Below are 24,061 nucleotides of genomic sequence, written 5' to 3'. Positions count from 1 at the left end.
TGTTTGCGACTGCACTCCCAACCGCGCGCGCATGACCGTCGCGCCACATCCCTCCTGCCGGCCACACGATGAAGACCTTTCACTGCAACCGTTGCAACCAGCTGGTGTTCTTCGAAAACACGCATTGCGAGAACTGCGGCGCGCGGCTGGGCTACGTGCCCGAGATCAATCAGATCAGCGCGTTCGAGGAAACCGATGACGGCCGCTGGCGCAGCCTTCATCCGCTCGCGGAGAATCTGATCTATCGGCCGTGCCACAACTACGCCGTCGAGAACGTCTGCAACTGGGTCGTTCCCGCGCCCGAACCTGATACACCCGAGACGCTCTGTTGTTCGTGCGAGCTGACGAGCACTATTCCCAACCTCTCGAACCCGGAGAACCGCCTCTACTGGTATCGCATAGAAGCCGCCAAGCGGCGCCTCCTCTATACGTTTGCGGAACTGGGCCTGCCGATAAAGTCGCGTCAGGACGATCCCGAACGCGGCCTCGAATTTCAGTTTCTCGAAGGCGATGCGCAAGGCCACGGCGTGATGACGGGTCATAACAACGGCATCATCACGCTCAACATTGCCGAAGCCGACGACGCCCATCGCGAGAAGACACGTTCCGCGCTGCACGAGCCGTATCGCACGCTGCTCGGCCATTTCCGCCATGAATCCGGGCACTACTTCTTCGACCGCCTGATCGCCGATACTGCGCGCATCGCCCCGTTTCGCACCGCATTCGGCGACGAACAAGCCGACTACGCCGCTGCGCTCGATCGTCATTACAAGGAAGGTCCGCCCGCGCAGTGGGAGAACAACTTCATCAGCAGCTATGCCACGATGCATCCGTGGGAGGACTGGGCGGAAACCTGGGCGCATTACCTGCATATCGTCGATACGCTCGATACCGCCGTATCGTGCGGCCTCGTGCTCGTGCCCGACAGCCCGCACGAACCCACGCTCACCGACCAGACTCCGGTCGAGGAAACCACGTTCGATAACCTGATGAAACGCTGGTTTCCGCTCACCTATGTGTTGAACAGTTTGAATCGCAGCCTCGGCATGCCGGACGGCTATCCGTTCACGCTCGCGCCCGCGGTCATCGATAAGCTTCGCTTCGTGCATCGCGTCGTCGCGGCGGCGGCCAAGCGTTAGCGGCACGCGTTAGTCCTTGCCTTGCGATTGAGTCTGCGTCTGCGTCTGCGATTGAGTCTGCGGCTGCTCCGGCGCCGCAGGTTCTTCCGGTGCGATCGGCAGCAGAAACTCGCGGCTCACGCTACTTGCGAGATCGTTCACACGCGCGAGAAAATTCACGAGATAGGCGTGCAATCCACCGCGCAGAATTTCCCCGATACGCCCGTTCCTCAATTCGGAACTCAGTTGCGCCGCAAGTTGCTCCGCTTCGGTGTTGCGCCCTTTCTTCACTTGCCCGATCAACTGCTCCACTTCGGCGATGCTCGCCGCAAGCGAACGCGGCCACTCGCCATACAGAATCAGCAGGCCTGCGACACGCTCGGGCGTAATCACGTCCCGATACACGCGGCGATACACTTCGAGGCCCGATACCGAGCCCAGCACCGCCACCCAGTGGTGATAATCGAACGGTTGTGCGGAGGTATCGGCGCGTTGTTCCATCATTTCGAACTTCACGTCGAGAATGCGCGCCGTATTGTCCGCGCGTTCGATGAAAGTCCCGAGACGCATGAAGTAGAACGCGTCATCCTTGACCAGCGTGCCGAGCTGAACGCCGCGCGACAGATGCGAGCGGAACTTCACCCATTCGAAGAACGTATAGGGCTCGCGCTCGAGTATGTCGTCGGCCAGCATGCGCTGACAGTCGAGCCAGGTCGTATTGAGCGATTCCCATAGCTCGCTGTTGGTCGAGCTTCGCACGGCTCGCGCGTTCTCGCGCGCGGCGCGCAGGCAACTGGCGATCGACGACGGATTGGTCATATCGCGCGCCATGAAGTCGATGACCTCACGGCTTTTCATACCGTGATGCGCTGCGGAATAGATGCCGCTCAATTCCGATATCGACAGCATCGCGCGCCAGCCGAGTTCCGCGTATTCGTCGGATTGCGGCAGCAGCGAAAGCTGATAGTTCGCATCGAGCATCCGGGCGGTATTTTCGGCGCGCTCGGTATAGCGCGCCATCCAGAAGAGATGATCCGCGGTACGGCTCAGCATGGTGTTCCCGTTTGTTTATCGTTGTCTTTGGTGGCTCGGCGCTTTCTTCAGGAGTGTTCCCTAGCGTTCCAACACCCACGTATCCTTCGTGCCGCCGCCTTGCGACGAATTCACGACGAGCGAACCCTCTCGCAACGCGACGCGCGTCAGACCGCCCGGCACCATGCGCACTTCGGTGCCCGACAGCACGAATGGGCGCAGATCGATATGACGTGGCGCTATGCCCGCTTCCACATAAGTCGGACACGTGGACAGCGCAAGCGTCGGCTGCGCGATGTATTTCTCCGGATGCGCCTCGAGCACCGCGCGAAATTCCGCGATCTGCGCGGCGGTCGACGCCGGACCGACCAGCATGCCGTAACCGCCCGCGCCATGCGTTTCCTTCACGACGAGTTCGGGCAGATGATCGAGCACATAGGCGAGATCGTCGGGCTTGCGGCACATCCACGTCGGCACGTTGTTGAGAATCGGCTCTTCGCCGAGATAGAAACGCACCATGTCCGGCACGTAGGGATAGATCGATTTATCGTCCGCGATGCCCGTGCCCACCGCATTGCACAGCGAGACATTGCCCGCGCGATACGCGCCGATCAAACCGGGCACGCCGAGCGCCGAGTCGGCGCGGAACACGTCCGGATCGAGGAAATCGTCGTCGATGCGGCGATAGATCACATCGACACGCTGCGGCCCCTGCGTCGTGCGCATATACAGATAATCGTTCTCGACGAAGCAATCCTGTCCTTCGACGAGCTCGACGCCCATCTGCTGCGCGAGAAACGCGTGCTCGAAATAAGCCGAGTTATACATGCCCGGCGTCATGACGACGATGGTCGGGTTTTCCACCGAAGCGGGCGCGGCCGCGCGCAAGGTATCGAGCAGCAAGTCAGGATAATGCGCGACCGGCGCGACGCGATTGCGCGCGAACAGATCGGGAAAGAGGCGCATCATCATCTTGCGGTTTTCGAGCATGTACGAAACGCCCGATGGCACGCGCAAGTTATCCTCCAGCACATAGAACTCGCCCTGTCCGGCACGCACGATATCGATGCCCGCGATATGCGCATAGATATCGCGCGCGACGCTCACGCCCCGCATTTGCGGACGATATTGCGCGTTGCCGAGAATTTGCGCCTCGGGAATGATGCCCGCGCGAATGATGTCCTGCTCGTGATAGATATCGTGGATGAAGCGATTGAGCGCGTTCACGCGTTGCCGCAGACCGCGTTCCAACGCGCGCCATTCGTCGGCCGGAAAGATGCGCGGAATGACGTCGAAGGGAATCGTGCGCTCCGGAATGATGCCCGGAAGATCGCTGGTACCGTACACCGCGAATGTTATGCCGACGCGTCTGAAGTTGAGGTCCGCCTGTGCACGCTTGATGTCGATCTGCTGCTCGCTTTGCGCGGCGAGCCAGACCATGAAATCGCGGTAATGCGTGCGTGGATCGCCGACGCCGCGAAATGCCGCCGCCGGCACGCCGTGCGCCTCAAGATCACTGCGCTCGAACATCTCGTTGAAGAATGCTTGCGTCATAGCCGGTCTTCCAATATGAAGTGCATAGGGTGGCGATTCCCCTTCGCTCTGTTTCTGGTTGCACTCGCAAGACGCTTGAATAGCCCGAAAGACGCGATGTATCCAATCATGCCGATACATCGTTAGGCAACCTCGAAGCGCGATGCTCTTTCACCTTTCCCGTGAAAGCATCGATTGCGCGGGCAGCCCAGTGCCAAACGACCAAAAGCAACTTCAATGCCAATGTTCTAAATGGTTCGCCTCCTTGATGAAGCTTAGTGCTAACCGCGCCTTGTCATACCGATGCACCAAAACGGCGCGCGCTTTTCTTTGTCGGATGCTGCATGACGGTGCGCAAAATATCGGCAAGCCCCGCGCCGCCGGTATGATAGGCGTCTTACAGCACGTTTCTCACGCCTATGAACACGCCGTCCGCAACCTCGCCCCGTCCCCCGCTACGCGAACTCACACCGCTGGAGGCCCGCGTGCTCGGCGTCCTCGTCGAGAAACAGCATACCGTGCCGGACACGTATCCTCTTTCGCTGAATTCCCTTACCTCCGGCTGCAATCAGAAGACGGCGCGCTCGCCCGTGATGAATGTCAGCGAGGACGAAGTGCTGACCACCATCGATGGCCTGAAGCGCCTGAGCCTGATCATCGAAGGAAGCAGCAGCCGCGTGCCGCGCTTCGAGCATAACGTGAATCGCGTGCTCGGCGTGCCGAGTCAGTCGGTTGCATTGCTCGCGACGCTGTTCCTGCGCGGTCCGCAGACGGCGGCGGAATTGCGCGCGAACAGCGCGAGGCTGCATTCGTTTGCGGACATATCATCGGTCGAAAGCTTTCTCGACGAACTCGCCGCCAATGATCCGCCGCGCGTCGTGAAACTGTCGCGCACGCCCGGCGAGCGCGAAAGCCGCTGGGCGCATCTGCTTTGCGGCGAAGTGAGCGTTAGCGACGTCCCGCTTCGCGAGTCGCCAGGCGGCGAATCCTTTTCGCTTTCCGAATTCGAAGCATTGAAATCCGAGCAGAAGCGTCTTGCCCACGAAGTCACGCAATTGCGCGCAATGGTCCGGCGCATGGCGAGCGAACTGGGCATGACATTCGATGAATCGTCGTCCGATGCCTGAATCATGGATGAGCCGCTCATCTCGGCGCCGCTCGTGTTTCGCGACGATGGAACGCCGTACTCGCCGCGACACGACGATATCTATCACAGCGCGGCGGGTGCGCTCGCTCAGGCGCGCCACGTCTTTCTGAACGGCAACGGCCTGCCCGAGCGCTGGCGCTCACGCACGCGGTTCACCGTGCTCGAAACCGGTTTCGGCATGGGCGTGAATTTCCTTGCGACATGGGCGGCGTGGCGAGACGACGCGCATCGCGCGCGGACACTGGAATTCGTGTCGATAGAAAAGCATCCGTTCAGCGCGCAAGATCTGCGTACTGCACACGCCGCGATTCTCGACGACGACGCTATCGTGCCGCTCGCCGATGCACTCGCGTCAGCATGGCCACCTCTCGAACCGGGCATGCATCGGCTCGCATTCGATGCTGGTGCGCTCACCCTGACACTCGTTCTCGGTGATGCGACCGATCGCCTGTCTCATCTCGCCGAAGAAGGCATCGCAGCGGACGCGATCTATCTCGATGGCTTTGCGCCGGCCAGAAACCCCGACATGTGGACGCCTGGCATCTTCGCGTCGCTCGCACGCATCGCCAGAGACGATGCGACGTTCGCCACTTATACCAGCGCGGGCAATGTCAAACGCGCGCTCAGGGAAAGCGGATTCGAATACCGCAAGGTCCGGGGATTCGGCGGCAAACGCGCCATGCTCATCGGCAAACGTCATGACTGCAAGCGATAACACTCCGGCTGCGCCTTCCATCGCGAATACCGTGTTTGCAGAAGGCAAGCTAACCATCGGCATAACATTGCCGATTACGGGCGACAATCAGAGCGTCGTCGATTTCAATGAACAAATCGCGATCGCGCGACTCGCCGATCGACTCGGCTTTCGCGCGCTCTGGGTCCGCGATGTGCCGCTCAACAGCATCGACTATCCCGATCCGGTCGGACATCTCGATCCCTGGGTGCTGCTCGGCGCGCTTGCATCGAATACGGAACGCATCGCGCTCATCAGCGGCGCGATCGTATCGACGCTCAGACACCCGCTTCATGTTGCGAAGGGCGCGATCTCCATCGCCGCGCTGTCTCAGGGACGTTTCATTCTCGGTCTCGGCTCGGGCGATCGGCCGCCTGAATATGCCGCGTTCGGGCGCGATCCCGATGCGCGGCGCGATCTGTATCGCGAGCATTGGGACACGCTCGCGGCGGCCGTCACGTTGCCCTCGCGCGTGATTCCCGATAGCGCGCCTGAAGGCGCGCCCGAGTTCTATCTGTTGCCGCGCCAGCATGCGTCCATACCCATGCTTGCCGTGGGTTCGGGCGGCCAGAGCGTCGACTGGATCGCGCGACATTCGCTCGGCTGGATGACTTACCATCGCGAGCCGCAGGCGCAACGCGGCCGCTACAGCATGTGGCGCGCGGCGGTCGAACGCGCGGCGTCCGGCGCATTTCGCGGTTTCGGCGTGGCCATGCGGCTCGATCTCAGCAAGGATGTCGACGAACCTGCAAGCGATATTGCGCTCGGCTATCGTATGGGACGCCGTGCGCTCATCGAAGTCTTGCATGATATGCGCGAAAGCGGCACGCATCATGTCACGCTCAACATCACATCGGAACGGCGGGCCGCGCGCGATATCATCGAAGAAGTCGCCGCACATGTGCTTCCCGAATTTCATCGCTGAATCAGTTCGCTCATTCACAAGACCATGACCGCCTCTTCGCACAATAACGATATCGTTTCGCTCGACGCCGTCGCGCTTTCTCGTGCCATTCACGCGCGCGACATATCGTGCGTCGAAGTGATGAACGCCTATCTCGCGCACATCGATGCCATCAATCCGGCGGTGAATGCGATCGTCGCGATGCAAAACCGCGATGCAGTGCTTTCTCTCGCCGCTGAACGCGATGCACAGCTATCGAAAGGCGAAAGCCTCGGCCCTTTGCACGGCTTTCCGCAAGCGCCCAAGGATATCCTGCCCGTCGCCGGCATGGTCACGACGAAGGGATCGCCTATCTATGCTGGAGAAATCACTCAGGTCGATGCGATCGTCTTCGAACGCATGCGCCGTGCGGGCGCAATATTCATCGGCCGCACGAATTCGCCCGAGTTCGGTCTGGGCGGCCACACATATAACCCGGTCTATGGCACGACACGCAATGCATTCGATCAGTCGCGCTCGGCAGGCGGCAGCAGCGGCGGCGCGGCGGTGTCGGTCGCGCTGCGTATGCTGCCGTGCGCGGATGGCTCGGACATGATGGGCTCGTTGCGCACGCCCGCCGCATTCAACAACGTCTTCGGTTTTCGCACCACACCGGGTTGCGTGCCCTATGCGCCCAGCGACGACGTGTTCTTTCAGCAGTTCAGCGTAGTGGGTCCGATCGCGCGGAACATTCCCGATCTCGGCTTGCTGTTGTCCGTGCAGGCGGGCTTCGATGCGCGTGCGCCGCTATCGCGCAGAAGCGATAACCCTGCTGATTTCGCCAACGCGCTCGAGTGCGATCTGCGCGGCACGCGTATCGGCTGGCTCGGCGATCTGAACGGACGCCTGCCGACCGAAGCGGGTTTGATGGACACGTATATCTCGGCGCTGCGCCACTTCGAAACAGCGGGTTGCATCGTCGAGCCCGCCGAAGTGGACTTCGACCTCGATCGTCTGTGGAATGCGTGGATCGATTTGCGCAGCCTCACTTTCTCCGGCACCAACGCGCCGCTCTATCGTGACACTGCGAAACGTAAATTGCTCAAGCCCGAAGCGATATGGGAAATAGAGCGAGGATTGAAGCTAACGGGCGAAGATGTCTCGCGTGCGGTTCGCGATCGCACGGCATGGTATCAGGCGATCAATGCGCTTTTCGATCGCTTCGACTATCTCGTCTTGCCTTCGGCTCAGGTCTTTCCATTCGATGCGGAACTCGACTGGCCTCATGCCATCGACGGCCGCGCGATGGATACCTATCACCGCTGGATGGAAACCGTCGTTCCCGCGACGATGGCCCCGCTGCCCGCATTGAGCGCTCCGGCTGGCTTTGGCCCGGATGGTTTTCCGGCTGGACTGCAGATCATCGGCCCGACGCAGAGAGACTTGGGCGTGCTGCAGATTGGCCTCGCTTATGATCGCGCGAGCGGTTTTTCGAGCGTGTGCAGTCCGTTGCTCGACAGAGGCTAAAGCAAAGCGCGTGCGTTTCAGGCCGCCACGCTCTGCGCGCTCTTGCGGCCTGATTTCTTTGCCACCGTCTGACCAGTCTCACTAGCGATCCCGTTCGCACTCTCCCCGCCCCCAACGCGCGATGCCGAAGCTACACGTGCCCTTCGAGGCGCTTCCTTTATTTCAATTTGACTCGGAGCGCCATCGATCAAATACACGCTGCGGTCCAGCACGTTCTTGATCCAGGCTGGCGGACGCGCATGGCCGCTCCACGTGGCGCCTGATACCGGGTCGCGATATTTCGGCGGCAGCTTCGACTTGGCCGCTCCTTTCTTCGAGCCTGAAACATTCCTTGATCCAGCGGGACGGCCGCGTTTTTTCTCCGCTCCCAGCCCGGCTTTTGCGAGATCGGCGATGGTAAGGCCGAATTCCTCCATCATTTCCCGGATCCTGGCGATCACCTCTGCCGATTTTCTTTCCCGCAATGCATCCGCGCGGCGCTGCAATTTCTGAATCTGGCTCTCAAGTTGCGCCAATGTGGCCATTCGTCCTCCCATATCAATCTGCAGAAATCCGCACGGCGCAAAGACCCCGCATGCGGGCCGCAAAGCGTTTGTCTAATGAGTCGGTATCGGCGCCGGTCTGCGCCACACGCAGATCTTATATGGATAACGTCAATGCTAAGTACTCTTGTTAAAAAGAATAAGTCCGGCAGCTTTGAATTCTTTAACGGCGCATACCATAAGCTTGTTTATCCGCGCGCTTCCATGACATGGCCGCTCATCAGACGATTCGGATGGCCGCGGATAAAGACATTTTCAGCGGGCGCGCAAACGCGTGACGCGCGTACATTTGCACACGCGTCATGCGAGTCAACGATCGATCGGTCGGAAACGAACTCCGATTAATCTTCGGAAGGCGTCAGTGCCAGCGCAAGAATCATCGCTCCGCTATTGAGCGGCACCGAACTGCCGACACGTCGCGGCCGATACACCGGCTGTCCGCGTCGGATAGCCTGCCCGCTCAACGCGCAGGTTCCGCGCTTGCGCGCCGTGCAAAGCGCCCAGACCTGTTCCGAATAGTTGAATGAGGTCGGATCGTGCCAGGACAGCGCGAGCGTCGACTCGCTGAGTCGCTCCAGTACGCGGATATTGACGCAATGCCCATCGGTCGGTCCGACGCAGGCGCTCTTGCTCTGTACGTTGCGCACGAGCGAACGGGTCATCAGCGCGAGTCTGTCGTTCGCTTCCGATGGGGGGCGGCCCGAACGGCTATCGAGCATTGCCAGGGTACGGCTCCAGGGATCCATCAACGATGGATGCTTCATGTTCCGCTCCTGCTGGCGGCAACGCACGCCGCAACAGAAGCCGGGTGGGCGTTGCCGGTGGAGTTCCGGGGAATGCGCCGCACGACCCGATTCCTGACCGGTCTGCCGCGCCGCTTCGGATGATCGTTCCTAGAGTAGTACACCTGAGCATGCTTTTCTTTTGATTTTTCTTGGACAAGCCTTGATAACCGCGCCGACTCTGGCGGTTGGGACGGGTGCGGCCATTCTGAATCCGACAGTTTGGGATCGCAGTAGTCAGCGATCGTTTAACGTCGCGCGAACCAGAACGAACGTTCGATTAAAAGGTATGACCTTACGCGCAACGGGTGCAACCGCCCGTCCTTTGACCGTTTGCGCACGTTTCACGCTCAATCGGAGATGCGCGAAGTCACCGATTTCTGACACAATAAAACCAGCGAACCGTATTTCTTCTGTCGAATCATGACAAGCAAGCTCTCGATCCACGCCACCATTTCCGCGGACCGCGCCTCCGTCAGCTTCGTCGCTTTCTCTCGCGAGCAGGCGATTCAATGCAATATCACCCGCAAAGCGCTGGAGCAATGCTTCTGGGCGCCCTCAGGCGCGAGCGACGAGCGTTTGCTCAAAGCCTTGAGCGACGGCTATGAACGCATCAGCGCGCGCGTGCATCGAAAGTTTCTTGCGCATCCGTCCAGTTCGATTCATCTGGATGTCATGGATTTCGCGTCCTGAAAGGCCGTCACTCAGCGTGCCGCCTGCGTTGCCTTGCGCATCTTCGTCACGTCCTCAACCTGAATAGCCGGCGTATTGTTGTTCCACGCACCACGAATGAAGGTCAGCACGTCGGCGATCTGCTGATCGTTCAGCACGGGCGCATAGCGCGGCATCGGGTAAGGCGCGGGCACGCCATGCAGTACGAGTTCTTCGGTGCCGTTCAGCGTCACGTTGATCAGCGACGACGCGTCTTTTTCCAGCACGTTCGGATTGCCCGCGAGCGGCGCGAGCATCGGCGCGAAGCCACGGCCGTCCACACCGTGGCAGTGCATGCAGTACGCCGTGTAGACGCGTGCGCCCGAGTCCGTTGCGGCAGGGCGTGTCAGTGAAACCCTGGTCGCCTTCGGGTCGTAGGAATACGGCGCACCGCCATGCCCGCCCGCTGCGGCGAGAGATTTAAGGTAACGCGCCATCGCGGCGATATCGCCGTCGGTCAGTTCCTGGGTACTGTTGTTGATGACACTCGTCATCGAGCCGAATGCCGATGCGTGCGCATTCGCGCCCGTCTTGAGAAAGGTCGCGACGTCCTGTTCGGACCAGCGCCCGAGTCCGGTATTGTGTTCGCCCGTCAGATTCGATGCAAACCAGTTATCGAGCAGGCCGCCCGTCAGATACGTGCTGCTGCTTTCGTCCAGTCCCCTTTCCTGAAACGCGATACCGCGCGGCGTGTGACACGAGCCGCAATGCCCGAGCCCCTGAATCAGATAAGCGCCGCGATTCCAGGCGACATCTTTTCCGGGCTTGTTCTGATACACGCCCTTGTCGAGAAAGACCACGTTCCACAGCTTCAGCGGCCAGCGCATATTGAGCGGCCATTTGATATCCGGCTCGCGATTGGTCTGCCTGACCGGCGTCACGCCGTGCATGAAATACGCGTAGAGCGCATGCATGTCTTCGTCGTTGACTTTGGCGTACGAGGGATAAGGCATGGCCGGATAAAGATTGTGGCCATCCTTCGCCACGCCTTCACGCAATGCACGCGCGAATTCTTCTTCGGTATAGCGGCCGATACCGGTATCGGGGTCCGGCGTGATATTGGTCGTATAAATTGCGCCCAATGGCGTCATCATCGGCAAACCGCCCGCGAGCGGCTTGCCGCGCGGCGCCGAGTGGCATGCGATGCAATCGCCGGCTTTGGCGAGGTACGCGCCTCGCGCGACGAGCGCATCGTCGGCCGCATGTGCCGATGACATGAAAGCAAACACCATCGCAAGGATAGGCTTGAATGCGTTTTTCATGGCGGCCTCCTCAAGCACTACGCAATTGATCGCCGACGGGCAACTGCCTGATTCGCTTGCCCGTCGCGGCAAAGATCGCATTGGTGATGGCGGGCGCAAGCGCCGCCGTGCCCGGTTCGCCGATGCCGCCAGGCGCCTCGGTGCTCTTGACGATATGCACTTCCACCGGCGGCGTTTCGTGAATGCGCAGCATTCGATAATCGGTGAAATTGCTTTGCTCGACGCGTCCGTCCTTAATGGTGATTTCGCTATAGAGCGCGGCCGTGATGCCGAAGATGATGCCGCCCTGCACTTGCGCTTCGACTGTATTGGGATTCACGACCACGCCGCAATCCACCGCGCATACGATGCGGTTCACTTTGACCGCACCATCCTTGTCGACGGCGACATCCGCGACGATCGAAAAGAAGCTGCCGAATGCGTGCATCACGGACACGCCGCGTCCCTGTCCTTGCGGCATGGTTTGCTGTCCCCAGCCCGCTGCCTGTGTCGCGACATCGAGAACGTTACGTGCGCGCGGAGACTTGCCGAGCAGATCGCGCCTGTATTTGACGGGATCGGCTTTCGCCTGCGCCGCGAGTTCGTCGATAAAGCTTTCCACGACGAAAGTCCCGCGGGTCGGCCCCACTCCGCGCCAGAACGCGGTCGGCACGTCATGCGGTTCGAGGCGCACGTAATCGACGAGCTGGCTAGGCAGGTCGTAGGGAAGATCGGACGCCACCTCCACCGCATCGGGATCGACGCCATCCTTGACGGCGGGCGGCGCAAAGCGCGCAAGGACCGATGATCCGACTATGCGATGCGTCCATGCAACCGGCTTGCCGTTTGCATCGAGCCCCGCGGATAGCTTGTCGTAATAGCATGGGCGATACATATCGTGCTGGATATCTTCTTCGCGCGACCATGTCACCTTGACCGGCACGCCGAGTGTCTTGCCGATCTTCAGCGCCTGCGTGGCCATGTCGAATTCGAGCCGCCTGCCGAAGCCTCCGCCGAGCAGATGGTTATGCACCATGATCTTTTCCGCGGGCAACCCGGTCGCCTTCATGCCAGCATCGCGGATACGTGTGGGCACTTGCGTGCCGAGCCAGATATCGCAGCCGTCGGGGCGCACATGCACAGTGCAGTTGATTGGCTCCATCGTGGCGTGCGCGAGAAACGGCTGGATATAGACGGCATCGACGCGCGTCTTCGCACTGGAGAACGCGTTGTTCACATCGCCTTCCTTGCGCGCGACCGCGCCCGTGCGTTGCGATGCGTTCGCCATGTCGGAGACGATCTGTTTCGTCGATACGTTCGCGCTCGCGCCCTCGTTCCACTGAATCTTCAATGCGGCCGCGCCTCGTTTTGCGGCCCAAGTATGATCGCCGATCACCGCCACGCCATTGTCGAATTTCACGACCTGACGCACGCCGGGAATCTTTTTGGCGTTGGTATCGTCGACGGATACAAGCGTGCCGCCGAATACCGGGCAATTCACGATGGCTGCGTACACCATGTCGGGCAAGCGCACGTCCAGACCGAACATCGCGGTGCCATCGATCTTTTCCGGCGAATCGAGACGCTTCACCGGCGTGCCGACGATCCTGAAGTTCTTCGCGTCCTTGAGCGTGATATCTTGCGGCACGGGCAATTTCGCGGCTGCTTCGGCGAGATCGCCATAGCTTGCGGTGCGTTTATCCGATGCATGCATCACCTTGCCGCCTTGCGCCAGACACGACGACGTATCGCATTGCCATTGCTGCGCGGCCGCCGCGACGAGCATCATGCGAGCGGCCGCGCCGGCCCGGCGCATCGGCTCCCATGCATAGCGCACGGATGTCGATCCGCCGGTCAACTGACCGCCCAATAGCGGGTCGGTAAAGAGCTTTTCGTTGGGCGGCGCATGATCGATCGTGACGCTTTCGAGCGGCACGTCGAGTTCTTCCGCGATCAACATGGGCAACGCCGTATAGACGCCCTGACCCATCTCGACCTTCGGCATGATGAGCACGATCTTGCCGCTCTTGTCGATCTGCACGAAGGCATTCGGCGCGAACACACCGTCTTGCGGCGTCTCGACGCCATCGCCGCCTATCACCGACTTGCCTTTACCTTGATCCTGGCTTGCGGCGGGCAAGCTGAAGCCGATGAGCAACCCACCGCTCGCGGCGACACCCGCGGTCACGCCGAGCTTCAAGAACGCGCGACGCGAAAATCCGGCGCGAGCCGCGTGACGTCCCGCTTCGATCAGTCCCTGGGACATGTCACGCCTCCTTCGCAGCTTGCTTGATGGCGGCGCGGATGCGGTGATACGTGCCACAGCGGCAGATGTTGCCCGCCATTGCGGCATCGATATCGGAGTCGTTGGGATCGGGGACGGTCGAGAGCAATGCCGCTGCCGACATGACTTGTCCGGACTGACAGTAGCCGCACTGCACGACATCGAGTTGACGCCATGCTGCCTGCACTTTCTTGCCGGCAGCCGTCTCGCCGATGCCTTCGATCGTCGTCACCTTGCGATCGCCGACCGCGGCAATCGGCAAGACGCATGAACGAACCGCGGCGCCATCGAGATGAACGGTGCACGCGCCGCATTGCGCGATACCGCAGCCGAACTTCGTGCCAGTCAGTCCCACGATGTCGCGCAGCACCCAAAGCAATGGCATGTCGGGCGGCGCATCGATCGTATGGTTCTGGCCGTTGATGGAAAGCGTAGTCATGAGCGGCTCCGGCTTATATGTGATTTCGCGGATATCGCAATGGCGACTGTGTGGGGGAACAGTCGGCCTTTGAGGCATCGGGATTGTAGCGCCGCTTTAAAAATCGAGCTTGGATGACGCCGTGTTTACCGATAGCCTTGCTTATGCTTTACGTTGGTGCAATTCGATGGCGCTCACGGAAAGGACAGTTAGTTGCATCGCCAATCAATCGTGTTCTTTGCCAAGCGTTGCCATGGTTTCATCCAGCAAGGCACGCAAGCGCGCGACACGCTTGAGATCGCGGTGATAACCGAGCCATACATCGCGCCCGGGCGGCGCTTCGCCGAGATCGAAGCGCATGAGGCGCGCATCGGCATCGCCTAGCGGGCATGGCAGGACTGCGAAGCCCGCGCCGTGCGCGCACATCTGCGCCTGCGCGTCGCGATTGTTGCTGCCGAAAATTATCCTTGCTGCGGGCAACATGCGTTTGACCCAAAGCACATCCGGCAACTGATCGAATGCGCTATCCATGCTGACGAGCGTCAGCCCTGCTCCGTTGCCTGCCTCAGGCCGCGCAAAATCGAAGCGCCCATAAAGCGCGTAATCGATATGCATGAGCTTGCGTTGCACGACATCCGGTTCGTCGAACGGCGTAATGCGAAACACGAGATCGGCTTCGCGACGCGCAAGGTTATAGCGGCGCGCATCGGTGACGAGTTCTATCGATACTTCCGGATGCTTCGCCAGAAAGCGCGCGAATACCGGCGTGAGCACATGCACGCCGAACCAGTCGGAGGACGACACGCGCAGCAGACCCGTCAGTTTCGCGTCCTGACCTGCCAGCGCTCGCGTGAAGCCGAGCGCCTCTTCTTCCATGCGTTCGGCATAAGAGAGAACGGCCGTGCCCTCGTCGGTCAGGACGAAACCGTCGCTCGTGCGTTGAAAAAGCACATGACCCAGTGCTTCTTCGAGCGCGCGCAGACGTCGGCCCATTGTCGGCTGAGTCTGTCCGACCATTCTCGCGGCCGCGCCCAGCGTGCCGCTTCGCGCGATCGCGAGAAACACGCGCACGTCGCTCCATTCGAGATCGGGTCCATTCATTTTCGTTTGGCCGCCGTGCAGTTATGTCGATTTACATGCTTGCGTGCATGGCGGAGTATGAGCGCATCGCAAACAACCTTCAATCTTTTCGGGAGCTGTCGATGTCCACCATGCAAGCACTCGTTCTCGATCGTCATGACGGTCCGCTCGAACTCGTCGAGATCGACCGCCCTGAACCGGGGCCGGGCGAAGTACTCGTGCGTATCGCGGCAAGCGGACTCAATCCGCTCGACACGAAGATTCGCGCTGGCGCGGCGGCTCATGCGAAGCATCCGCTGCCGCTCGTGCTCGGCATCGATATGGCCGGGGTCGTCGTAGCAGTCGGCGCGGGCGTCGATGGGTTCAGGCCGGGCGATGAGGTCTATGGCATGACGGGCGGCGTCGGCGGCATTCAGGGCTCGCTCGCGCAATACGCGTCGGTCGATGCCGCGCTCCTCGCGCATAAGCCCGCAAATCTTTCGATGCGCAGTGCGGCCGCATTGCCGCTCGCGTTCATCACGTCTTATGCGGGCATCGTCGATCGCGCGCGTTTGCAAGCGGGACAAACCGTGCTCGTGCAAGGCGGTGCGGGCGGCGTCGGTCATGTGTCGGTGCAACTCGCGCGTGCACTCGGCGCGCAAGTATTCGCGACCGCAAGCGCGCGTGATCGCGAATACATTCAGAGCCTGGGCGCGACACCGATCGACTATCGCGCGATGAGCGTCGAGCAATATGTCGCCGCTCATACCAGCGGTGCGGGCTTCGATCTCGTTGTCGATACCGTCGGCGGCGCTTCACTCGATGCATCGTTTGCAGCGGTAACGCACTTCGGCCACGTGGTCAGCGCGTTGGGATGGGGCACGCATGCGCTCGCGCCACTTTCATTTCGTGAAGCGAGCTATTCCGGCGTGTTCACGTTGCATCCGCTGTTGACGGGACAGCATCGCGCGCATCATGGCGACATGCTGCGCGAAGCGACACGCCTCGCCGAAGGCGGCAAGCTTGCGCCACGCATCGACGCAAGGCGCTTCGCTCTGCACGATGCCGAACGTGCTTATGAAGCGCTGCTGGATGGCACGGCGCGCGGCAAGATCGTCGTCGATGTCGATGCGGCGCTGGCGGGCTAGGCGTTCACCCGAACACGCCCGCGAGCCCGAGCAAGGCGCTCGCCGCGACGAGATAGATCGGATTGAGTTTGGTGCGATAGGCAACCGCTGCGCACACAACGGTACATAGTGTGCGCGACACGTTCACATCCGTTTCGCGCGCGAACACGTACGCAGCGGAAACGAGCAGCCCCACGGTTACGGGCGCGAGTCCTTTACGGATCGCAGTGACGATACGTGAATCCTGCCGGCGTTCGACCCATGCGCTCACGAAGTACGCCATCAATGAGGAAGGCAGGATCTTGGCGACGGTCGATACGAGCGCGCCCGCGAGCCCCGCCGCCTGAAAACCGATCAACGCGACGGCCATGCCGTTCGGGCCCGGCGCCGCCTGCGTGATCGAAAAGAACGTGACGAATTGCTCGCCCGTGAGCCAATGGCGCGTATCGACGGCATAGCGCTGGATATCGGCGAGAGTCGCGTTCATGCCGCCAACGGCGAGCAGCGACCAGATCGCGCCATGCACGAAGAGATCGGCGAGTGTGCTCCACATCGCATCACTCCTTGCGCGCGCGGCGCAACATGGCGATCGTGCCGAGCGGCCCGAGCACGGCAAGCACGATGAGAAGCGGCAGCTTCATGATCGCGATGGCGATGAACGTGCCCGCCACGAGCACGATGCTCGCCGCGCCGCGCGGCAGACTCGTCACGAGCTTCAGCACGGTCGCGATGACAAGTCCCGTCGCGGCAGGCATGAGTCCCGCGAAGAGGCGCGCGGTGATGGCCGCATGTCCCCATCGCGCGTAAGCGTAGCCCACGCCGATCGTGATGATGGTCGGCGCGAGGTACAAGCCGAACACGGCGATCGCCGCGCCTTTCGCGCCGCGATATTGCCGCCCGAGCACGGTCGCGATGTTCGCGACGTTCGGCCCCGGCAGCAATTGCGCGAGCGGCAACAGCTCCGCGAATTCGCGATTCGTGAGCCAGCCCAGACGCTCCACCAGCATGCGCCGCGCCCACGGCAACACGCCGCCGAACCCCGTCAGGCCGATAAGGAAGAACGCCTTGAATAGCGCAAACGAAGTGGGCACGGGCGGCACGGCGAACGTGTTCACTTCGCTCACGACTGTGACGGCAGGCGGGATCTCGTCGAACGTATGGGCAGTCATGCGCGCCTAGATCCGGGCGGTTTCGAACGTGGCCGGGTGAAAGACATCCTCGATACTCAGGCGGCGTTTCGATAGCCCTTGCGAATGATGATGACGCAAGAAGGTTTCGAGCGTAGCGCGGTTCGCGTCGATGCCATAGGACCAGTGATCGTCGCCCATCAATTCGCGCGCGGCCTTCAACTGCTCTTCGACGAAAGGCAGCGTGACCTTCGTCGCCGATGTATCCGACAGTCGCGCGAGCGCCACGCGCTTTGCTTCGGTGAATGCCTTGAGGACGGCGGCCGGCAACCACGGATGGTGCTCGACCAGCGTCTTGCGAATGCCGACCACATGCATGATCGGGAACACGCGCGTGCGACGGTAATAGTCCTTCGCCGCCGCGGTCGGATCGCGGAATAGCCAGCCGACGTTCGGGTTCGTCGCGGCGCAACCGGGCGGACGCGGCGCCATGAAGCCATCGATATCGCCGCGATCGAGCATCGCCGAAATCGTGTCGCTTTCAGACGCGGCTTCGACACGGATATCGGACGGCAGGTCGAGCTTGATCTTCTCGGGACGCCCCGGTTCGTCGATGCCGCCGCGCACCCACTTCACATCGCTCGGCTTCACGCCGAAGTCATCTTCCAGCACGGCGCGCGCCCACACGTTCGCGGTCAGTTGATATTCAGGCAGGCCGATGCGCTTGCCCTTCAGATCCTCGGGCCGCTGGATGCGATCCGTACGCACATAGATGGACGTATGGCGAAAGGCCCGCGAAAGAAACACGGGAATGGCGACGTATGGACACGATCCATCCGCCGTCTTTACCGCGTAGCTGGAGAACGACAGTTCGCTGATATCGAACTCTTCATGACGGAACGCGCGAAAGAACATCTCTTCGGGCGAGAGCGTCATGAATGCGGGTTCAGCGCCGTCGATCTGCACCTGACCGTCGAGCAAGGGGCGCGTTCTGTCGTAGTCGCCCATCGCGACGGAGAGTCTGAGTTTTCCGATCATCGTGTGAACCTCCTGCGTTTTGTATTCATAAGGCCGAATTGTCGATTGCATTCAAAGTGCATCAAACCAGCGAGTGCACCAGGTTGCGATTGACCTTGCGGCGCAGGAACTCGAAGTTGACGGCGAACTGCTCGGCGCGCGTGACGGCGTCGTGCAGGCGCTCCACGTCTTCCGGCGAGAAAGTTTCGCCGACGCCGCCCGCCGCCTTCGTCAGCAATTGAATACGGCATGCGTTATCCAGAAGCAGCGACAGCACCACCGATTCCTCGATCGAGCGCCCCACCACCGCAACGCCGTGATTGCGCATCAGCACGGCCTTGCTCGACCCGAGCGAGCGCGCGACGCCCGCCCCCATGTCCTGGGTGCGGATGAGATTCATCGTGTCGGTGTAGTACGGCAGGCCGTCCGCGAAATGCACGCTCGGCTGGCTGATCATTTCGAGCGGCTGGCCCGTGGCCGAGAGCGCAACCGCATGCGTCGGGTGCGCGTGAATCACGCTCGTCACATCGGGGCGCAACCTGAAGATTTCCGAGTGAATGAAGACCTCGCTATGACGACGGCCACCGCCGCTCACCTTCTCGCCGTCGAGATTGCAGACGACGATGTTGTCCTCGGTGATCTCGTCGAAACCGTGGCTATGCGGCTTCATCAGGAAATGGGTGGGATCGCCCGGCACGCGCACGGAAATATGCCCGCGCGTGAGATCGCCCTGGCCTTCGGCTTCCAGAATGCGCCCTGCGTCGATCAGTTTTTGCTTCGCTTCGTCCAGAGTCATGGTGTCGTCCTGCGTTCGTGAAGATGGTGATGATTCCGCTATGGCTAGTAGCGTCCGCCCACCGCGGCTTTCGCTTTGGAAAGCACGTCGGGCGGGGTTTTGTAGAGTTCGTCGAGCAACTGATCCATGCGCTGCCACGATACGGGCCGCACTTCGAGACCCATGCGCTTCGCTTCGGCGAGGAACTGCGGGTCTTTCAGCGTCTGCTCGAATGCCTGGCGCAATGCGGCCGTGCGCTCCGGCGGAATGCCCGGCGGCGCCGCGAACGGACGCGCGAACACCTGACTCGCGACGATCACCTTCAGTACCTGACGCGTCTGGTCGTTCGGCGCGAGGTCGAGCAGAAGCGGCACATCGGGCAGCTCGGGATGCTTCTCCAGTGCGACCTGCACGAGGATGTTGATCTTCTTGCCCGCGATCCAGTCGGGATGGCGCGTCTGAATCGTGCTCCACGACACGCCGCATTCGCCGTCGATCTCGCCGCGCTCCATCGCCAGCGCGGTTTCGTTGCTGCCCGGATAACCGGTGACGAGTTTCAGTTTCGAATTGAAGAGATTCTTGATCGTCGACGCGATCACATCGGGGTCCGAGCCCGCGCCCTGCCCGCCCATGCGCGCTTCCTTGTCGACGAGATCCTTGAAGGTCTTCACCGGCGAGGTATTCCACGTCACGCACAAGCTGACATCGCTCGTGATGCTGCCAAGCCAGGTGAGCTTGCGCGCATCGAACTTCGCTTCGCCTAGAAGCGGCTCTTCGGGCATCGTGCGGCCGAAGGTGCCGAAGGTCGCGCCGTCCTTCGGTGCGATGCCGTAGAGATAGTTCACCGCTTTCAGACTGCCCGCGCCGGGCATGCTTTGCGGCGTGATCGTCGGTTTGCCCGGCAGAAAGTTGCCGATGTATTTGCCGAGCAGGCGCGCATAAGTATCGTAGCCGCCGCCGACGGAATAGCCGATCGTCATCGTGACATTGCGGCCGTTATAGAAGTCCGCCACGGGTTCGGCGGCCGCACGGGTCGCAAGCGGCGCGCCGAAGAGCATCGCCGCAAGCACTGAAGTAGTTGCATGCGCAACCCTATGCCGAGCCTTTCTTTCGGGGCCCTTGCATGACGGAAACTGCGAGAGTCGATCGTTCATGATTCTGTCTCCACCAGTGATGACCGGCTGGCCGATGTCTTTTGACGTCCTGTACTTGCACGCTCAAACGAGGCCACCGAGCTGACGCAGCGCCGGCAGCCAGTCGCCGATGAGCGATTGCGGCCACGGCGTCGAGAAAATGCGGCCGAATACGAGCCATAACGCGACCGTCATCGCGACGGACAGCACGACCGATGTGCGCCAGCGTTCGCCGAATTCGAAGCGCGCGACGAGCAGCATGAAGATCAGCAATGCGGGCAGCAAGCCGATGACAGCCGCCACAGCGAGCGCGCCCGCGATCGACGCGAAGAAGCGCACGCCGCGCGTGTAGAGCGTTCGTGTATCGAGCGTCGATGCGAGGCTATCGTGCAAAGATGGATCGCCGTGTGTTCCGATGCTCGCGCTTGCGGCCGCGTTCGCATTGGCCTTCGCAATGGTGTTGGCTTGCGCATCCACGGTTGCGCGCGGTTCGCTGAAATGCGCTCCGGCGCCGGCCAGCGCGAGTTCGCCCATCGGCGCGGAGGCATCGAACGATGATGATGCTTTCGCGTCGCTCGTGGCCGCTTCGCGCGTGAACAACTGCTCGATCAGCACGATGCAGCAGAACACGAGCGCGGCGCATGCGCAGGTCATCGGCATCAGGCGCGCGGCGAAGGCCCAGTCGGCGGCGAACGTCATCGAGACGATAACGAGCGCGGTCAGGACGAGCGTGAAGACAATCTGCCAGTCGAAGCCGCGCAGGCGCAATCTGAATGAAGGCACCGCGCCGCGCGAAGACGACTGCGAGCGCACGCGCAAAGTCTTGCGCAAGCCCTTGATCGTCGGGCCGAGCACGACCCACAACGCGGCGAGCAGGATCACGATGACGACTGGCCGCGCGAATAGCCCCATGCCGTAGATCTCGTGCGAGATGAAGTAATAGCGCTCGAAGATGCTGCCGAGCACGAGCCCGAGAATCAGCGGCGGACGCGGCCAGTTCAGCCGCTTCATGATCCATCCGAGCGCGCCGAACAGCACGAGCGCGCACAGGTCGCCCCAGCTCTGGCTCGCATTGAACGCACCGAGATAGACGATCGCAACGACGAGCGGAATCAGGATGCCGACACGCACCGTGGCAAGACGCGAGAACACGCTGCTGCTCGAAAGACAGATCACCGCGCCCATGATGTGCGAGATCGTCAGCGTCCAGATGATCGTGTATGTCACGTCGAGATGCTTGGTCAGCATCTCCGGGCCGGGCGTGAAGCCGTGCATGATGAATGCACTCAGGAGCAGCGCCATCGATGCGCCCGCCGGCATGCCGAACGCGACAGTCGGAATCAGATGGCCGCCCTCCTTCGCGTTGTTCGAGCTTTCCGATGCGATCACGCCGCGGATATCGCCCTTGCCGAAATTCTCCGGATTCTTCTCGGTGCGGATGGCGTGGCCATACGCCATCCAGTCGATCACCGCCGAGCCGATGCCCGGCACCGCGCCGAGCAGCGCGCCGAGACCGCTGCAACGAAGAATGAGCCACCAGTGACGAGCGGCGTCCTTCACGCCGTCCCATTGCGTGCTCGCCCGCACGCCGGGTTGCGCACGCTCGCGCACGATGCCGGTGCGCTCGATCGCCATGTCGGCGAGTTCGGGCAGCGCGAAGATACCGAGCGTGACCGGCACGATCGGCAGATGGTCCCATAAATACAAAGTGCCAAACGTCCAGCGCAGCGTGCCGGTTTGCGGATCGGAGCCGATCAGCGAGAGCATCAGGCCGAACGAGGCCACGGCGAGACCTTTCATCGGCGCCTTGCCCGAGAGCGTCGCGACCATCGAGAGACCGAAGATGCACATCGCGAGCAGTTCGGCCGAGCCGATGTAGAGCACGATCAGGCGCAGTACCGGAATCGCGAGCGCGAGCAGCAGCGCGCCGAAGATGCCGCCCGCCAGCGACGACGCATAGCCCGCGCCGAAGGCACGACGCGCATGGCCCTGTTTCGCGAGCGGATGACCGTCGAGGACCGTGGCCGCCGCGCCCACGGTACCGGGCACGCCGAACAGCACGGCGGGGATGAAGTCGGACACCGTCGTCACCGCGGCCATGCCGAGCAGGAGCGCGAAGGCCGTGTAGCCGTCGAGGTGATAGGTGAACGGAATGAGCAGCGCGAGCCCGACGATGCCGCCCAGGCCCGGCACGACGCCGAGCGCGAGTCCGAGCAGCACGCCGCCCAGCATGATCCCGAGACGCAGCGGATCGAGGATCAGGGTCAGCGCATGGAGAGCGGCGTCGAGCATCAGCGCGCCTCCCGGTGAGCTTGCCGCGCGACACGACAGAAGCCGTGACAACGCGATCGAATGCTTGTGGGCCGCATCTCAAGTCTCCGGTAATTGCCTGGCTGCGTGGCCGGGCGCTTATAGTCGAACCGCCTGTTGCATGACGCGTTTTGCATTACGCATTCAGGATTGCGTTATGTCTTTTGAATGCAAGATGCAAGCTCCGACGCGCACGCTGCGCGCCGCGCGTCTATGCGAAGATCCGCACCAGATCCTGTGCGATAGGCGAATACTTCGCATGCGTGCGCAGCATGAAGCTCGCGAAGCCGTCGCTGTTATGGTGCTTCTTGCGCTCGTTGGGCAAATCGATGCACTGATTGCGCACGGGATCACGCACGAGGCCCATCGGGTCTTCGCCCGCCTCGACCTTTTTCATCTCGCGTCGAAGCATGCGGCGATAGATCGCGAGGCCCTGATCGGACGCGCCGAGGTTCTCGCGCGTGCGGTCCGCGATCGCGCCTTGCGTGATCCACGCCATCATGTCCTGGCCATCGACGTTATCGACGATGAACTCGCCGTCTTCGTCCCTGAACGGCACGTCGTAGGTATGCAGGCGCTCGGTGAGGCGCGCCGGCACGTCCATGCCCTGCGGCGGGATGTAGGCGTTGTACCAGAGGTGCAGCGTGTGTTCGTCGTCGACCGGCACGCGAATCTGGAACGAGAAGTAGCGCGAGGTCTCGTCGCCGTTGCCCACGGCCAGCATGTTCGGAAACACGATCGGATGGCCGATGCGCCAGTCGTCCGAGTCCTCCGAATGTCCCGCGAGCAGACGGTGCTTGGTCACGCCGAACTCGAACTCGTTGAACGCGATCTTCTCGTGTTTCGCGCTGATCGCGACCTTGACGCCTTCCTGCTCCTTCTGAAACTCATAGTGATGGCCATGCAGCCACTCGGTATGAATCGGATCGACCGAGTTCTCCATGATCTGCAGCCAGTTCACCGGCAGCAGCGCGCGGCCCATCATGCGGATCGCGCCGGGCGCGACGAAGCCGTCGAAGCGCGGCAGAAGCGGGCGCGGCTCTGGTCCCATGTATGCGAACAGCACGCCGCCGAGTTCCTCGACCGGATACGCATCCGTCGCGACCTTGTCGCGAAACGCGCAGTTGTCCGGCTCGTTGGGCTGATCGAGGCATTTACCCTCTGCGCTAAACTCCCAGCCGTGATAGGGACAGCGGATGCCCTGTTCCGTCGGGATGCCATGCGCGAACGACGCGCGCCGGTGCGGACATTGCTCCGCGATCAGGCCGCGCCTTCCTTGCCGGTCCCGAAACAGCACGAGATCCTCGCCGAGCAGACGCACACGCCGCGTCCACTTGTCGTCGAGTTCCGATGCCGCTGCGAAGGGTTGCCAGTAGCGACGCAACAGCTTGCCCATCGGCGTGCCCGGCCCGATGCGCGTCATTGTTTCGTTTTGTTCTGCCGTAAGCATGAGTCGATTCCCGTCTGTTTTGGAAAAAGCTTGCCGGAGACACCGCCCTGCCGCCGACCTTGAATCGATATTATGCTTAGGTACCTAACTTAAAAATAATGGAAAGTACTGA

General features: G+C 61.6%; 22 protein-coding genes. 7 read left to right on the top strand and 15 right to left on the bottom strand.

Going from position 1 to position 24,061, the window contains the following annotated elements; translation table 11 throughout:
- Positions 1 to 68 precede the first annotated feature (68 nt).
- Positions 69 to 1,139 carry a zinc-binding metallopeptidase family protein gene (locus AWB80_RS04370; RefSeq protein ID WP_087130965.1) on the top strand — a complete coding sequence of 357 codons (1,071 nt, stop codon included), beginning with the start codon at positions 69 to 71 and terminating at the stop codon, positions 1,137 to 1,139.
- A gap of 9 nt (positions 1,140 to 1,148) precedes the next feature.
- On the opposite strand, the gene AWB80_RS04365 is transcribed toward AWB80_RS04370, so the two are convergent.
- Positions 1,149 to 2,171 carry an alpha-E domain-containing protein gene (locus AWB80_RS04365; protein ID WP_061173389.1) on the bottom strand — a complete coding sequence of 341 codons (1,023 nt, stop codon included), beginning with the start codon at positions 2,169 to 2,171 and terminating at the stop codon, positions 1,149 to 1,151.
- 60 nt (positions 2,172 to 2,231) lie between these two features.
- A complete protein-coding gene (locus AWB80_RS04360) occupies positions 2,232 to 3,704 on the bottom strand; it encodes a circularly permuted type 2 ATP-grasp protein (protein ID WP_061173388.1) in 1,473 nt (490 codons plus the stop codon).
- A gap of 398 nt (positions 3,705 to 4,102) precedes the next feature.
- Between AWB80_RS04360 and AWB80_RS04355 the strand changes: the two genes are divergently transcribed.
- From AWB80_RS04355 to AWB80_RS04340, 4 genes are read left to right on the top strand one after another with little or no spacing between them, the layout of a single operon-like run.
- The gene (locus tag AWB80_RS04355; protein ID WP_061173387.1) at positions 4,103 to 4,810 is read left to right on the top strand and encodes a YceH family protein; all 708 of its coding nucleotides are present in this window, start codon (positions 4,103 to 4,105) and stop codon (positions 4,808 to 4,810) included.
- Positions 4,811 to 4,813: 3 nt separating this feature from the next.
- Positions 4,814 to 5,545 (top strand): tRNA (5-methylaminomethyl-2-thiouridine)(34)-methyltransferase MnmC2, encoded by a 732-nt coding sequence (gene mnmC2, locus AWB80_RS04350; RefSeq protein WP_061173386.1) that lies wholly within the window; start codon positions 4,814 to 4,816, stop codon positions 5,543 to 5,545.
- On the top strand, positions 5,529 to 6,488 hold the full coding sequence (locus AWB80_RS04345; RefSeq protein ID WP_061173385.1) for an LLM class oxidoreductase: 960 nt from the start codon (positions 5,529 to 5,531) through the stop codon (positions 6,486 to 6,488). The genes mnmC2 and AWB80_RS04345 overlap by 17 nt, the downstream gene beginning before the upstream one ends.
- Before the next feature lie 24 nt (positions 6,489 to 6,512).
- Positions 6,513 to 7,973 (top strand): amidase, encoded by a 1,461-nt coding sequence (locus AWB80_RS04340; protein WP_061173384.1) that lies wholly within the window; start codon positions 6,513 to 6,515, stop codon positions 7,971 to 7,973.
- A 17-nt stretch (positions 7,974 to 7,990) separates the two neighbouring features.
- On the opposite strand, the gene AWB80_RS04335 is transcribed toward AWB80_RS04340, so the two are convergent.
- Together AWB80_RS04335 and AWB80_RS04330 are read right to left on the bottom strand one after the other, a co-directional pair.
- Positions 7,991 to 8,497 (bottom strand): H-NS histone family protein, encoded by a 507-nt coding sequence (locus AWB80_RS04335; protein WP_061173383.1) that lies wholly within the window; start codon positions 8,495 to 8,497, stop codon positions 7,991 to 7,993.
- Between the two features lie 359 nt (positions 8,498 to 8,856).
- Complete coding sequence (locus tag AWB80_RS04330; RefSeq protein WP_061173382.1) at positions 8,857 to 9,279, bottom strand: DUF3331 domain-containing protein; 423 nt, start codon at positions 9,277 to 9,279, stop codon at positions 8,857 to 8,859.
- A gap of 441 nt (positions 9,280 to 9,720) precedes the next feature.
- Here AWB80_RS04330 and AWB80_RS04325 point away from each other — a divergent pair, with 441 nt between their 5' ends.
- Complete coding sequence (locus AWB80_RS04325; RefSeq protein WP_061173381.1) at positions 9,721 to 9,990, top strand: DUF1488 family protein; 270 nt, start codon at positions 9,721 to 9,723, stop codon at positions 9,988 to 9,990.
- Positions 9,991 to 10,001: 11 nt separating this feature from the next.
- On the opposite strand, the gene AWB80_RS04320 is transcribed toward AWB80_RS04325, so the two are convergent.
- From AWB80_RS04320 to AWB80_RS04305, 4 genes are all read right to left on the bottom strand, one after another.
- Complete coding sequence (locus tag AWB80_RS04320) at positions 10,002 to 11,270, bottom strand: cytochrome c (protein WP_061173380.1); 1,269 nt, start codon at positions 11,268 to 11,270, stop codon at positions 10,002 to 10,004.
- 10 nt (positions 11,271 to 11,280) lie between these two features.
- A complete protein-coding gene (locus AWB80_RS04315; RefSeq protein ID WP_061173379.1) occupies positions 11,281 to 13,515 on the bottom strand; it encodes a xanthine dehydrogenase family protein molybdopterin-binding subunit in 2,235 nt (744 codons plus the stop codon).
- A gap of 1 nt (position 13,516) precedes the next feature.
- A complete protein-coding gene (locus tag AWB80_RS04310) occupies positions 13,517 to 13,972 on the bottom strand; it encodes a (2Fe-2S)-binding protein (RefSeq protein WP_061173378.1) in 456 nt (151 codons plus the stop codon).
- Positions 13,973 to 14,176: 204 nt separating this feature from the next.
- A complete protein-coding gene (locus tag AWB80_RS04305; protein WP_061173377.1) occupies positions 14,177 to 15,052 on the bottom strand; it encodes a LysR family transcriptional regulator in 876 nt (291 codons plus the stop codon).
- 101 nt (positions 15,053 to 15,153) lie between these two features.
- Between AWB80_RS04305 and AWB80_RS04300 the strand changes: the two genes are divergently transcribed.
- Entirely contained in the window at positions 15,154 to 16,158 is a 1,005-nt protein-coding gene (locus AWB80_RS04300; RefSeq protein ID WP_061173552.1) for a zinc-dependent alcohol dehydrogenase family protein, read from the top strand.
- Between the two features lie 4 nt (positions 16,159 to 16,162).
- Here the strand turns inward: AWB80_RS04300 and AWB80_RS04295 are convergent, their stop codons facing one another.
- The 7 genes from AWB80_RS04295 to AWB80_RS04265 all read right to left on the bottom strand — a co-directional run bounded on the left by AWB80_RS04295 (position 16,163) and on the right by AWB80_RS04265 (position 23,949).
- Positions 16,163 to 16,690: a chromate transporter gene (locus tag AWB80_RS04295; RefSeq protein WP_061173376.1), complete on the bottom strand. Its 528-nt coding sequence runs from the start codon at positions 16,688 to 16,690 to the stop codon at positions 16,163 to 16,165.
- Positions 16,691 to 16,694: 4 nt separating this feature from the next.
- Positions 16,695 to 17,306, bottom strand: coding sequence for a chromate transporter (locus AWB80_RS04290; protein WP_061173375.1), 612 nt, complete (start codon positions 17,304 to 17,306; stop codon positions 16,695 to 16,697).
- 6 nt (positions 17,307 to 17,312) lie between these two features.
- Positions 17,313 to 18,299: an ABC transporter substrate-binding protein gene (locus AWB80_RS04285; RefSeq protein ID WP_061173551.1), complete on the bottom strand. Its 987-nt coding sequence runs from the start codon at positions 18,297 to 18,299 to the stop codon at positions 17,313 to 17,315.
- Positions 18,300 to 18,363: 64 nt separating this feature from the next.
- On the bottom strand, positions 18,364 to 19,077 hold the full coding sequence (locus AWB80_RS04280) for a class II aldolase/adducin family protein (protein ID WP_061173374.1): 714 nt from the start codon (positions 19,075 to 19,077) through the stop codon (positions 18,364 to 18,366).
- 44 nt (positions 19,078 to 19,121) lie between these two features.
- Positions 19,122 to 20,210, bottom strand: coding sequence for a Bug family tripartite tricarboxylate transporter substrate binding protein (locus AWB80_RS04275; protein ID WP_061173373.1), 1,089 nt, complete (start codon positions 20,208 to 20,210; stop codon positions 19,122 to 19,124).
- Between the two features lie 63 nt (positions 20,211 to 20,273).
- Positions 20,274 to 22,481, bottom strand: coding sequence for a tripartite tricarboxylate transporter permease (locus tag AWB80_RS04270; RefSeq protein WP_061173372.1), 2,208 nt, complete (start codon positions 22,479 to 22,481; stop codon positions 20,274 to 20,276).
- A gap of 229 nt (positions 22,482 to 22,710) precedes the next feature.
- Entirely contained in the window at positions 22,711 to 23,949 is a 1,239-nt protein-coding gene (locus AWB80_RS04265; protein WP_061173371.1) for an aromatic ring-hydroxylating dioxygenase subunit alpha, read from the bottom strand.
- Between the last annotated feature and the right edge of the window lie 112 nt (positions 23,950 to 24,061).

The sequence above is a fragment of the Caballeronia pedi genome (assembly GCF_001544915.2).
In the GTDB taxonomy this organism is placed as follows: Bacteria; Pseudomonadota; Gammaproteobacteria; order Burkholderiales; family Burkholderiaceae; genus Caballeronia; species Caballeronia pedi.
The sequence above is the reverse complement of the archived record's forward strand: the minus strand, read 5'-3'. Positions and strand labels throughout refer to the sequence as shown.